The 14,975-nt window shown below is 71.8% G+C and carries 7 protein-coding genes; 3 read left to right on the forward strand and 4 right to left on the reverse strand.

Annotated features, from left to right (window positions below):
- Window positions 1-153 precede the first annotated feature (153 nt).
- The 4 genes from AC6CQV_RS14855 to argG all read right to left on the reverse strand — a co-directional run bounded on the left by AC6CQV_RS14855 (window position 154) and on the right by argG (window position 4,967).
- Window positions 154-2,007, reverse strand: a complete 1,854-nt coding sequence (locus AC6CQV_RS14855) for a YhgE/Pip family protein (RefSeq protein WP_492491240.1) — start codon at window positions 2,005-2,007, stop codon at window positions 154-156.
- Window positions 2,004-2,699, reverse strand: coding sequence for a hypothetical protein (locus AC6CQV_RS14860; RefSeq protein ID WP_205281889.1), 696 nt, complete (start codon window positions 2,697-2,699; stop codon window positions 2,004-2,006). The genes AC6CQV_RS14855 and AC6CQV_RS14860 overlap by 4 nt, the downstream gene beginning before the upstream one ends.
- Entirely contained in the window at window positions 2,699-3,322 is a 624-nt protein-coding gene (locus tag AC6CQV_RS14865) for a TetR/AcrR family transcriptional regulator (protein WP_101307071.1), read from the reverse strand. The genes AC6CQV_RS14860 and AC6CQV_RS14865 overlap by 1 nt, the downstream gene beginning before the upstream one ends.
- A gap of 202 nt (window positions 3,323-3,524) precedes the next feature.
- Complete coding sequence (gene argG, locus AC6CQV_RS14870) at window positions 3,525-4,967, reverse strand: argininosuccinate synthase (protein WP_498259866.1); 1,443 nt, start codon at window positions 4,965-4,967, stop codon at window positions 3,525-3,527.
- Between the two features lie 306 nt (window positions 4,968-5,273).
- Between argG and AC6CQV_RS14875 the strand changes: the two genes are divergently transcribed.
- The 3 genes from AC6CQV_RS14875 (at window position 5,274) to AC6CQV_RS14885 (ending at window position 14,926) form a co-directional block, all read left to right on the forward strand.
- The gene (locus AC6CQV_RS14875; protein WP_498259867.1) at window positions 5,274-12,446 is read left to right on the forward strand and encodes a DUF5979 domain-containing protein; all 7,173 of its coding nucleotides are present in this window, start codon (window positions 5,274-5,276) and stop codon (window positions 12,444-12,446) included.
- 148 nt (window positions 12,447-12,594) lie between these two features.
- A complete protein-coding gene (locus tag AC6CQV_RS14880) occupies window positions 12,595-13,881 on the forward strand; it encodes an adenylosuccinate synthase (RefSeq protein WP_060959642.1) in 1,287 nt (428 codons plus the stop codon).
- Between the two features lies 1 nt (window position 13,882).
- The gene (locus AC6CQV_RS14885) at window positions 13,883-14,926 is read left to right on the forward strand and encodes a lactonase family protein (RefSeq protein ID WP_498259868.1); all 1,044 of its coding nucleotides are present in this window, start codon (window positions 13,883-13,885) and stop codon (window positions 14,924-14,926) included.
- Window positions 14,927-14,975: the final 49 nt, after the last annotated feature.

Here is a 14,975-nt window from a genome sequence, read left to right on the forward strand (position 1 = left end):
GGGGCTGCGGGTGGGGGTCCGGTGTTCCGTATTCAGTCTCCCGGCCGGTGCCGCCGGGCGCGACGCCCGGAATTCCGGGGTTCCGGGAGGGATGCGCCCCCATCCAGACTGAAGACGGCAGCGGACGCCCGGCGCCCGACCGGCGCGGGCGGGCTAGCCGATGAGGCTCGGCTGCAGGTCGCGCAGCGTCCGGCGGTGCGTCATCCGGGTGACGCCCACCGCCGACAGCGCGAGCGCCCCGCCGAGCCACAGCAGCAGCACGCCGATGTCGGTGCTCACCCGGGCGAGGTCGCCGCCATACATCAACTGGCGCATGGCGTCGACGACGTAGCCCATCGGCAGGATGTGGTGCAGCGCGGCGAGCGGCGCCGGAAGCGTCTGCCACGGGAACGTGCCGCCCGCGGTCACCAGCTGGAGCACCATCATCACCAGACCCACGAACTGGCCGACCGACCCGAGCCACACGTTCAGCGCGAGGATGATGGCCGCGTACGTGAACGACGCCAGCATCAGGATGCCGAGGGTGCCGAGCGGGTTGGCGAAACGGAAGCCGAGGGTGAACGACAGCACCGCGAACAGGGCGACCATGCCGACGCTGCCCAGCAGCGCCGGCGTCAGCCAGCCGGCGATCGTCACGCGGATCGGGGAGCGCAGCGCCGTCACGGCGCGGCGCGAGATCGGCTTCACGATGAGGAAGAGCGCGTAGATGCCGATCCATCCGGCCAGCGCCGCGAAGAACGGCGCGAGGCCCGCGCCGTAGTCGCCGGCCGAGGTCTGCGCGCTCGAGTCGACGGCCACCGGGTCGGAGATCACCTTGGCCTGGGCGTCGCGGGTCGCGGCATCCGTGTCGGGAATGGCCTGCACGCCCGAGGCGAGCCCGTCGCGCAGCTGCGCCGCACCCGAGGCCACCTGACCGGCGCCCGACGAGAGCGTCGCCGCTCCCGTCGCCGCCTGGTTCGCCCCGTCGGTGAGCGCCCCGGCGCCCGACGCCACCTGGGCGGCTCCGGACGAGACCTGGGCGGCACCGGAAGCCACCTGTGCCGCGCCGGCGGCGAGGCGGTCGACCTGCGCGACCGCCGACTGGAGGCGCGCGTTGCCGGTGCGCGCGGCATCCCCGACGGGATCGAGCGAGGCGAGGACGCGGTCGATGGTCGCCTGGTCGACGCCCTGCTGTGCCAGGAGCGCGGCGATGTCGGCGCGCGCCTGCGGCAGGCTGTCCACGACGTCCTGCCCCGCGGCGGCGGCCCGGTCGGCGTACCCGTCGAGGGTCGCCGTCCCGTCGGCGACCTGTGCGGCGCCGTCGGCCACCTGGGCCGCTCCGTCGGCGACCTGGGTGGCGCCGCCCGTGAGCGTCGCGGCACCGGTCGCCAGGGTCGCGGTGCCCTGCGCCAGCGTCGTGCTGCCGTCCGCGACCTGCTGGGCGCCGTCGGTGAGGGTCGTCGCGCCGTCGGTGGCCTGGACGAGCTGCGCGCGGATGTCGCTGAGCCCCGTGAGCAGACGCGAGGCGGCCTCCTGCCCGACGAGCTCCGCGACCGACCGGCGGATCTTCTCCACGGCCTGCGTGCCGATGGTCGAGGCGAGGTAGTTGTTGGCGTCGTTGGTCTGCAAGCCGATCGTCGCCTGCCGCGGGGCCGATCCGCCGGAGGAGACCAGCGCGGCGGAGAAGTCGGAGGGGATCGTCACGATGAAGTCGACCGTGCCGTCGTGGAGGGCGGTCGCGGCATCCGCCTCGCTCAGCGCGCGCCAGTCGAACGCGTGACCGTCGATGAGCTGCTGCGAGACCTGACTGCCGTACTGGGCCGCGTCGGCGCCGCTGCCCGACCCCTCGTCGAGATCGACGAGCGCGACCGGAACCTCGGAGAAGTGGCCGTACGGGTCCTGGTTGGCCCACAGGTAGAGGCCGCCGTAGAGGACGGGCACGAGCATGAGGGCGACGAGCGCGAGCACCGACATCCGCGTCGCCGTCAGGCGCCGCAGCTCGGCAGCGATCATGGCGGGAATCTTCATCGGTGGCCTCCGGCGAGGGGGGTGGTGGGGCGCAGGCGCACGCGGCTGGGCTTGAGGACGCGGGCGCTCGACGGATGCTGAGGGGCGGATGCCGAGGCATCGGACAGGACGGCGGCTGCCGCTTCGCCCGCGATGACCAGCACCGCGAAGCCGCGGTCGGCGAACTCCTCGGCGAGCTCCCACCACTGGGCGGGGTCGCCGCCGTGGCGGTCGGGGGAGACGAGGACCAGGCCGTCCACGCCGGGACGCGCCGAGGCCAGCTCGAGCAGGATGCGCAGACGGTGCGCGGGCGCGAGATCGGCGATCGGCAGACGCGAGGACGAGCGCAGATCGTGCTCGTCGAGCCACCGCCGTGCCGAGAGCGGGTCGGAGGCGAGACCGGCGAACATCAGCTCCTCCGCGACGACACCCGCCACCGCGATGTTCGGCGCCGGCTCGCTGACATCGGGGGCGTCGATCAGGGCGACCCGGCGACGCAGCGCGTTGTGGGCACGGCGGTCGTCCGCGTCGTCGAGGGAGACGGTGCCGGCATCCGGTCGCATGCGGCCCGAGGCGATGAGCCCGAGCACGGTGGGACGCTGTTCGGTCTCGGCGACGGCGAGGGTGGCGCGGCCGCTGCGGTAGGTGAGGCTCGTCGCGCCGAGGGCCTCGCCGCGCCGCCCCTTCTGGACCTCGTCGAGGTGCACGCGCATCAGTTCGCCTCCAGCACGTCGGGGTGGGCGTTGAGCAGCGCCTCGGACTCGCGCCACGACAGCCCCGCGATGCTCAGCACGGCGCGGACGGCCAGCGAGGCGGCGATGGGCGACGATGCGTCGATGCGGCTGACGGCGGCGCGCGCCGTCTCCTCGATGAGGCGGGCCAGGGTCGGTGCGGCCATGTCGGCCCGGAGGCTCTCGTCGTCCTGCCCGGCGCGGACGACGGCGACGAGAGCGCGTCGCAGCGGCGCGAGGGCGGTGGCCGTCTGCTCGAGGTGCGTCTCGTCGAGCGCGAGGGCGGCGGCGACCTGCACGTGGGAGGCCTCGGCCCACAGCGCCGCGGTCAGGCGGGCGAGGGCGAGCGGCGGATGCGGTTCGTCGAGGGAGGAGGCGATGGCGTTGAAGCGCTGGGCGCCGGCGGAGATGAGCTCGGTGAGCAGCGCCTGACGGTCGTCGAAGTGCCCGTACAGGGCGCGCCGGGACAAACCCGCGGCGCGGGCGATCTGGTCGATCGAGGCGGAGGGGTCGACCGCGAGGGTGGTCGCTGCGGCGCGCAGGATGCCGGCGCGATTGGCGGCGGCATCCTTGCGGGGCCGACGGAGGGGTGCGGTGGTCGTCACCGGGTCAGTGTATTAACTTGCACACGGTTGTGCAAGTTTCGGGGAGCGAGGCGTTTCGACTCGCTCCGCTCGCTCAACGGCCGGGGGGTGCGGGGGGGCGTTTCGACTCGCTGTGCTCGCTCAACGGCCGGGGGTGCGGGTGGGGCATGCCGGTCGTTGAGCGAGGCGCGCAGCGCCGAGTCGAAACGCCGTGAGCGCGCGGTCAGTCGGCGCCGAAGTCGAAGGACGCCGACTCGGAGGCCTCGTCCAGGGCTTCGGCCAGCTGCTCGCGCGCGGCGTCGAACGGTGCGGCGTGGCCGGTGATCCCCGCGGACTCGCCGGAGGACAGCTCGCCGACGAGCTCGGCGGTGGCGCCGCCGATGAGGCCCAGCCCCGCGTACTGCTCGAGGCGTGCACGCGAGTCGGCGATGTCGAGGTTGCGCATGGTGAGCTGACCGATGCGGTCGGTGGGGCCGAAGGCGGCGTCGCCGACGCGCTCCATCGAGAGCTTCTCGGGGGCGTAGGAGAGGTTCGGCGAGACCGTGTCGAGGATCGTGTAGTCCTCGCCGCGACGCAGGCGCAGCGTGACCGTGCCGCTGATCGCCGAGCCCACCCAGCGCTGGATCGACTCGCGCAGCATGAACGACTGCGGCTCGAGCCAGCGCCCCTCGTACATGAGACGGCCGAGGCGGCGGCCCTGCTCGTGGTAGGTCGCCAGCGTGTCCTCGTTGAGGATGCCGTTGATCAGCCGCTCGTAGGCGATGAAAAGCAGCGCCATGCCCGGCGCCTCGTAGACGCCGCGGGACTTCGCCTCGATGATGCGGTTCTCGATCTGGTCGCTCATGCCCAGGCCGTGGCGACCGCCGATGGCGTTCGCCTCCCGGACGAGGGCCACGGCATCCGTGAACTCGACGCCGTTGATGGCGACGGGGCGGCCCGCCTCGAACGTGATCGCCACGTCTTCGGTCGCGATCTCCACGGACGGGTCCCAGAAGCGCACGCCCATGATCGGGTCGACGACCTCGAGCGAGACGTTGAGGTGCTCGAGGGTCTTCGCCTCGTGCGTCGCGCCCCAGATGTTGGCGTCGGTGGAATAGGCCTTCTCGACCGAGTCGCGGTACGGGAAGTCATGGGCGACGAGCCACTCGCTCATCTCCTTGCGCCCGCCGAGCTCCGTGACGAAATCGGCGTCCAGCCAGGGCTTGTAGATGCGCAGCGCGGGGTTGGCGAGCAGTCCGTAGCGGTAGAAGCGCTCGATGTCGTTGCCCTTGTAGGTCGAGCCGTCGCCCCAGATGTCGACGCCGTCCTCCTTCATGGCGCGCACGAGGAGCGTGCCGGTGACGGCGCGGCCGATCGGCGTCGTGTTGAAGTAGGTGCGTCCGCCCGAGCGGATGTGGAAGGCGCCGCAGGCGAGGGCCACCAGACCCTCCTCGACCATGAGCGGCTTGCAGTCGATGAGTCGCGACTGCTCGGCGCCGTACTGCAGCGCGCGACCGGGGATCGAGGCGATGTCGTCCTCGTCGTACTGGCCGAGGTCGCCGGTGTACGTGTAGGGGACGGCACCCTTGTCGCGCATCCACGCGACGGCGACGGAGGTATCGAGACCCCCCGAGAAGGCGATGCCGACGCGCTCGCCGACGGGCAGGGACTGAAGGACCTTCGACATGGAACCTCAGTCTACTGAGCGCCGCCGATGCCGCTGCGACGGGGGGGGGTGGAGCGGGCCGCCCCGTCGCGGGGCTGTCGGACTGGTCGGCCCGAGAGGCCAGCCGGGGGGTCGTCCGGGGGGTCGCCGTGTTGACGGGAAACGGCGCCGGTGTCCTATAGTGGTCGGCAACGTGCGCTCTCCGATGTGGGATCGGGGCCATCGACGTGGGGTCGGTTGCAGGGGCGCTCTACCTTGGGGGTAGTTGGCATGCGCGCTGCGCGCTCTTCCGTCGTGTCCGCGAAGCATCCGCTGTTGGCGGGGCTCATGGTCGTTCTCCTGGCGATCGGGGGCGTGGTGGGCACCGTCGCCCCCGCCGCGGTCGCCGCCGCCGGTCCGGGCGACTATCTGCAGATCGACAAGAGCGTCGACAAGCCCACGCCGCAACCGGGTGAGACCTTCACCTACACCGTCAAGGTGACCTGCTCCGAGCAGGACTGCCTCGACACCCAGCTGACCGACGCTTTCCCCGCCGGACTGGTCGGCTTCGACATCGAGGCCGTGCGGTTCACCCCCGACACCACGCCCTACACGGCCACCTGGACGGGCGGCAGCGTCACGCCTCCGGCGAAGGTCGCCGCCGACACCAAGGTCACGGTCGATCTGACCGAGACCACCGACACCCCGGTGGGGGTCGGCATGTCGGCAGGCACGACGTTCTCGATGCTCGTGAGCCTGCGGGTTCCCGACGACTACCCCGCCGGCGAGAGCGGCGACATCGTCAACACCGCCGCCGTCACCGCGACCAACGCCAACCCGGTCGACAGCTCCGCGACCATCAACATCGACGTCCCCGAAAACATCGGCGTCGACGACCTGAAGACCTGGACCCCGTCCCGCCAGTCGTTCGAGCCCGGCGCCCACTCCGACATCGCGCTCAAGATCTCCAACGCCTCCAACGTCAACGTCGACCAGCTGGTGATCCAGGAGCCGAAGGCCGCCACCGAGGGCGCCGCGACGCTCGACGCGAGCAATCCGTTCACGATCACCGACTTCACCGGCTTCGAGGCCGTCGCCGTCCCGGCCAGCTGTACGACCGTCCAGGTGGACGCGTACGTCTTCGACGGCACCGCCTGGACGTGGACCGCCGGCGTGCCGTCGGCGACCCTGACCCTCCCGGACGGCGTGACGAACGCGCAGGTCGGCGGCATCCGCCTGACGTGCGACGGAACCATCGCGCCGGGCGACGAGGTGCGCTTCGACCTCGGCCTCGCGCAGCGGGCGACGCAGCGCGACACGGGTGCCGATCTCTCCAAGGCCGAGCACCGCGTCGACAACGTCGCGACCGGCACCGCGACCGCGCACGGCCGCTCCGCGACGAAGGACGCGACCGCGAACTACACGGTCACGCCGTCGATGCCCACGGTGCAGACCACGAAGAACATCGAGCCGGGACAGATCACCGCCGGCCAGAAGGCCGCGGCGACCCTCTCCGCCACGAACGGCGACGTCCCCGTGGCCGAGCTGCGCATCGCGGACCTCGACTTCTTCACCGCCGACATCGCGTTCGGCGGCTTCACCGCCGCCCCCGTCTGGCCGGCCGGCGCCTCCTCCGCGACCGTCGTCTACCACCTCGCCGCCGGCGGCACGCAGGACGTCGCCTTCGCCGACGGTGCCGTCCCGTCGGCCCCCTCGGCCCCGATCAGCGGGTTCGAGATCGTCTACACCGGCACGCTCATCCAGGCCGACGCCCCGGCATCCGCGGTGTTCGAGATCGACACCACCGAGAACGCGACGGGCGGGGCGCCGAGCCTCACCCTCACCAACCGCGTCACCTCGACCGTCACGGCACCCAACGGGCTGACCGCCGACGCCACCGACAGCGACACGCTCGTCATCATCGACCCGTCGGTGTCGGTCACGATCGACAAGACGGTGCGTCCGGGGGCGCCCGTCGGCCCCGGTGACAGCGTGATCGCGTCGCTCCAGACCACCGCCGACGCGACGGGTGACGGCGCGCTGATCCACGACATCGTCGTCGAGGACGCATGGGACGGCTCGCAGAACGCCTTCTGGAACGCGTTCGACCTCACCGCCATCGCGCCGACCCAGGTCCCCGCGACGGCCGACCTGACCGTCGAGGTCAAGCGTCCGGACGGTACGTGGGTGACCCTCGCGGTCGCCCCCGCCCAGGCCCAGGCGTTCGTCTTCGAGATGGATGCCGCGCAGGTCGCGGCCGCGCTGGCACCGCTGGCTCCGTCGGATGTCGAGGGGGTGCGCTTCACGTTCCACAGCGACGCCGGGTTCTCCGACACCACGAACGTGACGCCGAACCTCGTCTTCGAGGCGCAGAGCGAGCGTCGCAGCGGCGGCGCCACGACCCCCGGTCCCGACCGTCCCACCACCTACACGAACACGGCCGTCGCGACGGTCGACGGCGTGAGCGACGGCGGCAAGCCGCTCACGGACGACGCGCGCGACACGGCTCCGGGGACGATCCAGACCGACGACAACCCGCCCGGACCGGGTCCCGACATCCAGAAGCGCTGGAACCGTGACTTCGTCAACGCCCAGTCCGGCCAGCAGGCCGACACCACGCTCGGCTGGCACGTCTCGTCGGGCTACGCTCCCGTGACGATCACCGACCCGGCGACGGATGCGGCGAACCCGAAGGCCACCGTCTTCGACGCGTTCGACCTCGTCGCGGTGCGCCCGATCGCGGCCAGCTCCGACCCGTACAGCAACGGGTGGTACCTCAAGTACGACACGGTCACCGCCGTCGAGCTGTTCTTCGACAACAGCTGGCACACGGTGCCCGCTCCGGGCGGCAGCTGGATGAGCTCCGGCCGCGGCTTCGTCGGCTACACCCTCACCGCGGACGAGTCGGCCAAGACGACCGCCGTTCGCCTCGTCCTCGACGAGACCGCCGCCGACACCGCCGCGCGCGAGGCGGCGCGCCAGACCGGTCCCGCCTTCGACCCGTTCGCTCCCGCGCCGGGCTCGGGCGTCGGCTCCGGCAGCGTGCAGCGTCAGTTCGCCCTGACCTGGCAGCTGCGCGACGTCACGCGCGCGGATGCCACGCCGGTCACGGCGGCCTCCCTGCTGAACACCTCGACCGCCGGTGTCGTGGACAACACGGTGGAGATCTCGTCGCTGCCGCTGGCCGGCGGCCCGGTGGTCACCGACCGCGACGACGACACGATCCAGATCATCAACCAGCCCCCGGGCGTCAAGGTGACCAAGTCGGCATCCCCGACGTCGGCCATCTTCACCCCGGTGCAGGGCACGCCTGCGCAGGACTACCCGACGTCGCAGTGGACGATGACGGCGCGCAACGACTCGACCGCCAAGGCCAGTGCGATCCGCCTCACCGACCCGGCGACCTGCAGCCAGACCGCACTCGGCGGCTGCCAGTCCGACGTGAGCGCCGCGTTCGCCGACCCGTTCGACACGTCGGGTCAGACCGACTACCTGACGGATGCCGGGACCCCGAGCCCCTTCGACCGCTTCACCGCGACGAAGATCTCGATCGCGGCGACCATCCCCGGCCAGATCGACGCCGCCGGCTCGACCGTGTGGCTCCTGCACTACGCGGGGGGCGTCTACACCACGACGTCGCACACGATCGCCGAGGTCAACGCCTTCACGGCGGACCAGCTCGCCGACGTCGTCGGCGTGAGCGTCACGTTCCGCGGCGTCAGCGCCGGCGGCACGGGGACGATCGACCAGGACAACCGGTTCACGATGACGATCGACAGTCGGCTCCGCCCGGCGCTGCGCTCGAGCGGCGCGGCCCAGGTGCTCCCCGCCGGCAAGACCGTCGATGTGGCGAACCGCGTGTTCGCGCAGTCCTACGACCCGGTGCTGTCCCCGACGACGAAGACCGGCGACGTCGCCGACGCGAAGGTCGTGCTCACGGGCGGCGACGTCAACATCACCCCGACGAAGTCGATCAGCCCCTCCTCGATCGCGCAGCCGGCCAAGGCGACGCCCGTCACCGTGACCCTCGGCGCCAACCAGGGCTCCAACCCGCGCAGCACGCTGTCGCCGAACGTCGTCGTCATCGAGGACCAGGCCGACGCCACGGACTTCTGGAACACCTTCGACTTCGTCGCGTTGGGCACGGTGACGCTCCCGGCGGGCGCGGATCGCGTGCAGGTCGACGCGTACACGGGTGCCGCGTGGGTGCTCGGAACGCCGGCGGCGACCGCCGCGCTGCCCGCCGGTGTGGAGGCCGGGGCCGTCCAGGGCCTGCGGTTCACCTTCACCCGCGCCGACGGCGGACTGTTCTCCTCCACCCTGCCCGCGGCGAACTGGTCGGCCTCGGCCGCGTTCTCCGTCGTGGTGCGCGACACGTACCGCGACGCCAGCGGCCCGGTCGTGTTCGACCACACGGTGACCAACACGCAGACGTCCCAGTCGACCCGCACCGACGGCAACGACTCGGGCCGCAAGCAGGCCGCCGCGCAGGTCACGCTCACCCAGGGCACCCACCAGATCGCGGTGAACAAGCTGAGCAACAACGGCGACCGCCTCGTCTCGGTCGGCTCGCCCGTGCCGTTCGATCTGACCTTCCAGAACACCGGGACGGGATACCTCACGGTGTCGCAGCTCACCGACACGCTGCCCGCGGAGCTGAACTTCCTCGCGACGCCGGCGCCGATCTACACGAAGCAGGCCGACGGTCTGCTCTCCGACCAGGTCACCCTGGGCCTCAGCCCCGACGGGCGCACGGTCACGTTCACGTGGCCGTCGGACGGTGACCGCATGAAGCCGGGCGAGGTCTTCAAGGTGCGCCTCTACCTCGAGCTGCAGCCGGGTCTCGCCCAGGGCGAGCGCGCCACGAACACCATGACGATCGAGACCGCCGAACAGCTGACGGCCTGCCGCAACACGGTGCCGGGCGGCTCGACCACCAGCGCGTTCGCGAACGACCCGACGACGTGCGGCACCACCGACTACGTCGGCGTCGTCGCGGGCTCGAACCTGTACACCGTCAAGGGCGTCGTCGGCTCGCTCCCGGGCGCCTACCAGCCCGGCGTCGCCGACGCGATCTGCCAGCAGAACCTCGTCGCGCAGGGCAAGGGGTACTTCCGTGCCCCCTGTGTCGCCAACTCCCAGGTCGACGGCACCGACGACTGGGTGCTGCACAACGTCAACGCCGGCACCGTCCCGGTCGCCGAGATGACGGTCTTCGACCAGCTCCCGACGCCCGGCGACACGCTGCTGATCTCCGGCACCGGCCGTGGGTCGACGCTGCGCCCCGAGCTCGTCGCGGACTCGCTCAAGGTCGCGGCGCCCGCGGGCACCACCCAGACCGTCGAGGTCACCAGCAGCCCGGATGTCTGCGTCAACACCTGGTCGACGCTGACGACCGCACCCGTGTGCGAGCAGAGCGGCGAGCAGTGGACCGCGGTGTCCGCCGACACCGACTGGACGAAGGTCACCGGCATCCGCGTGCACCTCGACTTCCGCACGACGACGGCGAAGGCCCTCACCCCGGGTCAGGCCGCAGACGTCACCTTCTCCACCGTCAACCGGCTGGCTTCGGCCGACCGTCCCGACGGGGCGTCGGCCGTCGTCCCGGCCACCGACCAGTTCGCGTGGAACCAGTACGGCGTCAAGTACGAGCTGACCACCGAGAGCACGTTCCGCAAGATCGCGCCCGCCGTCGTCGGCAGCCACCTGCGCTTCGGGTCGATCGGCGTGACGAAGGAGATCACCGGCCCCGCCTCGCGGTACGCGCCGACGAGCTTCCTCGCCGACGTCGTCTGCACCGCGGGTGGGGTCCCGCTCGACCTCGGCTCGGCATCCACCGTCACCCTGAGCGCGGCCGGTGACTATGCGGCGCGCATCGACGGCATCCCGCTGAGCGAGGCCGGCACGACCTGCACCGTCACCGAGCAGGGCGACGTCGGCGCGTTCGGCGAGACGTCGCGCACCGGGTCGCCGACCACGGTCGCCGTGACCGAGGCCGCCCCGCAGGAGGGGACCGAGGGGGAGATCCCCGTCGCCCAGATCGCGGCGATCACGAACGACTACCAGTTCACCGGACTGTCGGTCACCAAGCAGGTGCAGACCGAGGCCACGTCGGGCGCGTTCGGACCGTTCACCTTCTCGCTGTCGTGCACCAGCGCGACGGGAAGCCCGGTCGTGTTCGACGAGCAGGGCACCACCACGCTGACCTTCACCCTCGCGGCCGGCGAGACCTGGAACGCCCCGGCGGACCGGATCCCCGCTCGTGCGAGCTGCACGCTGACGGAGACCGACGACTTCTTCGCCGATCACATCGTGATCACGGGCACGAACGTCGACGACGCCGGTGACGGCTCCGCGACGGTCACCCCGGGCGTGGATGCCGCAGAGGTCACCGTGACCAACGGCTACGACGCCGGGCGCCTCACCGTCGCCAAGGACGTCACCGGGGCGGGTGCCGACCTGTACGGCACCGGCGCGTTCGACTTCTCCGCGGTCTGCGTCTACCAGGGCCAGACGCTGCTCGATCAGCGCTTCTCGCTGCGCGGCGGCGACACCCAGAGCTTCGGGGTCTACCCGGCGGGCACGCTCTGCGACGTGACGGAGCTGACCACCGGCGGTGCGACCGAGGCGACCCTCGACCCCGCCGACGGGAAGGTCACCATCGTCGCCGCGACCGACCCCGCGGGCATCGGAGACGTGACCGTCACGGCCACCAACCGCTTCGACCTCGCCTCGTTCGACGTCGTCAAGGAGCGCGAGGGCAATCTGCTCAACCCGGGTGCGGCAGGTCCGTTCACGGTCGACGCGGTCTGCACCTACGTCGTCGACGGCACCGTCACCGCGCTCGAGGTCCCGGGCGGGTCGGAGCGTCAGCTGACGGCCGACAACGACTACCGCGCGACCTACGCCGACCTCCCCGTGGGGGCGACGTGCGAGGTCACCGAGACCGTCACCGGCCACGCCGACGCGACGACCATCACGGTCGACGACGCCGATCCCGTCACGGGGACCTCGGCGACCATCGAGCTCGGCGGCGGGGAGACGCCGCAGCTGATGACGATCGCCAACACGTTCACGGCCGGCCAGATCTCGGTCACCAAGACGGTCTCCGGCACCGCCTCCGCCGCGCACAGCGGCGACACGTTCGGCGTGACGCTCGTCTGCACCTGGTACGGGGCCGACCTGCCGATCCCCGGGGGAGCGGTCCGCGACCTCGTCGTCGGAACGCCGGTGGTCTACACCGACCTGCCGACGGATGCCGAGTGCGTGCTCACCGAGTCGCGCACCGGTGACGCCACGCAGGTCACGGTGACCGTCGACGGCGCCCCGGCGAAGAACCCGGCATCACTGACCATCGGCAAGGACACGACGATCGCCGTCGCGGTCGACAACCGCTTCGACAAGCCGCTGCCGGCCACGGGCGGCAGCTCGGCGATCATCGTCGCGCTCTCGGGCCTGGGCGTGGGCGGCGTGCTCGCGGGCATCGCCCTGCTGACCCGTCGCCGTCGCCGCGATGTCTGATCCGCCGGCCGGGCGGTGCGTACGCCAGGTGCGCACCGCCCGACCGCGGCGGGGCGGTGTCGAGGGTGCTCGATAGGATGGGGTGTACCGGCATTCCCGGTGCAACCGTCCGATGTGCGCCAGAAGGCCGAAAACGGGGGAGCTGTCCATGCCAGGAATCGTCATCGTCGGCGTCCAGTGGGGTGACGAGGGCAAGGGGAAGGCCACCGATCTCCTCGGCGACCGCACCGACTGGGTCGTCAAGTTCAACGGCGGCAACAACGCGGGTCACACCGTCGTCATCGGCGACGAGAAGTACGCGCTGCACCTGCTGCCCTCCGGCATCCTCTCGCCCGGCGTCAACGCCGTCATCGGCAACGGCGTCGTCGTCGACCTCGAGGTGCTCTTCGCCGAGCTCGAGGCGCTCAACGCGCGCGGCCTCGACACCTCGCGCCTGAAGATCAGCGCGAACGCGCACGTCATCACCCAGTACCACCGCACGCTCGACAAGGTCACCGAGCGCTTCCTCGGCAAGCGCATGATCGGCACCACGGGTCGCGGCATCGGCCCGACCTACGCCGACAAGATCAACCGCGTCGGCATCCGCATCCAAGACCTGTTCGACGAGAACATCCTGCGCCAGAAGGTCGAGGGCGCCCTCGACCAGAAGAACCACCTGCTGGTGAAGGTCTTCAACCGCCGGGCCATCACGGTCGACGAGATCGTCGACGACCTCCTCTCCTACGTCGAGCGCCTGCGCCCCATGGTGTGCGACACCGGGCTGCTGCTCAGCCGCGCCCTGGATGCCGGCGACGTCGTCGTCTTCGAGGGTGGCCAGGCCACCATGCTCGACGTCGACCACGGCACCTACCCCTTCGTGACGTCGTCGTCGGCGACGGCGGGCGGCGCGTCCACCGGCTCCGGAGTGGGACCGAACCGCCTCGACCGCATCGTCGGCATCGTGAAGGCGTACACGACGCGCGTCGGCTCGGGCCCCTTCCCGACCGAGCTGTTCGATGAGCAGGGCGAGTGGCTGCGCAAGCGCGGCTTCGAGTTCGGCACGACCACGGGCCGCCCGCGGCGCGTGGGCTGGTACGACGCCCCGATCACCCGGTACGCGACCCGCATCAACGGCATCACCGACCTCGTGCTCACCAAGCTCGACATCCTCACGGGTCTCGACGAGATCCCCGTGTGCGTCGCCTACGACGTCGACGGCGAGCGGTTCGACGAGGTGCCGGTCAACCAGAGCGACTTCCACCACGCGACGCCGATCCTCGAGTTCTTCCCCGGCTGGAAGGACGACATCTCCGGGGCGCGGACCTTCGACGACCTGCCGGTGCAGGCGCAGGAGTACGTGCTCGCGCTCGAGGCCATGAGCGGTACCCGCATCTCGGTGATCGGCGTGGGCCCCGCCCGCGACGCGGTCATCGTGCGCCACGACCTCGTCGACTGACGTGCGTTTCCTCCTCGGGGGCTACACCGCCGACGGGGGTGGCGCGGCCGAGGGCATCGGGGTGCTCCTCGCGGGCGATCCCGACGATTCCTCCGCCGGTGGGGAGCTGTCGCGGCGCGCGGCGCCCGCGGTGCGCGCCGACTCGCCGTCGTGGATCACGTGGCATCCGACGTTGCCCGTCCTCTACGCGGCGCTGGAGCATCGGGGTCTCGTGCAGGCGTTCCGGCGGGACGGCGACGAGTCGTTCGCCCCGCTCGGTGAGCCGGTCGCGGCGGGAGAGGCGGTGTGCCATGTCGCGGTCGCCCCGTCGGGCGACGCCGTGTTCGCCGCCTGCTGGGGTGACGGCCGGCTGGTGCGGATCCGCCTCGACGGCGAGGGCCGACCCGTCGCGGCGGCCGATCTGGCCGCCGCCGAAGACCCGTATGCCCTCGGCGGCATATCGGCGACGCCTCCCCGCCCGTCGCGCGCCCACCACGTCCGCTTCCTTCCGCGGAACACCGTCGCGACGACCGATCTCGGGTTCGATCTCGTGCGGTTCTGGCACGGCGACGGCGGGCAGGGCTCGCGCGATGTCGTGCTTCCGCGCGGAACCGGACCGCGGCACAGCCGATGGCATCCGTCGGGGCACCTGTTCGTCGTGACCGAGCTGTCCAACGAGCTCTACGCCCTGGCGCCCGACCCGAACGGACAGTGGCGGGTCGTGGCCGGCGTACCGTTGTCGCCGGCCGCGCTCCCCGGGGATGCCGCGGCGGAGCTCGCCTTCTCGCGCGACGGTCGCTACGTCTACGCCGGTCTCCGCGGCTCGAACACGCTGGCGGTGCTCGAGGTGCGCGGGGACGGGGCCGAGCTGCGCCCGGTCGCCCTGGTGGACGCGGGCGTCGAGGGGCCCCGCCACCACGTGGTCGTGCGCGACACGGTGCTGGTCGCCGGTCAGCTCTCCCACGAGGTGGTGGCGCTGGCGCTCGACGAGCGTACCGGGGTGCCCGGCCGCGCCCGCCGCCGCGTCGACGCCCCGTCGCCGACCTGCGTGCTCCCGGCATCCTGACCTCGTCGCCGGGCCTCCCGCGTGCTCATCGCAGGCCGTCTGCCCAGAA

The sequence above is a fragment of the Microbacterium sp. EG9 genome, assembly GCF_059759475.1.

Excerpts from the sequence above, each read along its gene's own strand:
- AC6CQV_RS14875 (WP_498259867.1), top strand. The coding sequence starts at position 5,274 with ATGGTCGTTCTCCTGGCGATCGGGGGCGTGGTGGGCACCGTCGCCCCC.
- AC6CQV_RS14860 (WP_205281889.1), bottom strand. The coding sequence starts at position 2,699 with ATGCGCGTGCACCTCGACGAGGTCCAGAAGGGGCGGCGCGGCGAGGCC.
- argG (WP_498259866.1), bottom strand. The coding sequence starts at position 4,967 with ATGTCGAAGGTCCTTCAGTCCCTGCCCGTCGGCGAGCGCGTCGGCATC.
- AC6CQV_RS14880 (WP_060959642.1), top strand. The coding sequence starts at position 12,595 with ATGCCAGGAATCGTCATCGTCGGCGTCCAGTGGGGTGACGAGGGCAAG.
- AC6CQV_RS14855 (WP_492491240.1), bottom strand. The coding sequence starts at position 2,007 with ATGAAGATTCCCGCCATGATCGCTGCCGAGCTGCGGCGCCTGACGGCG.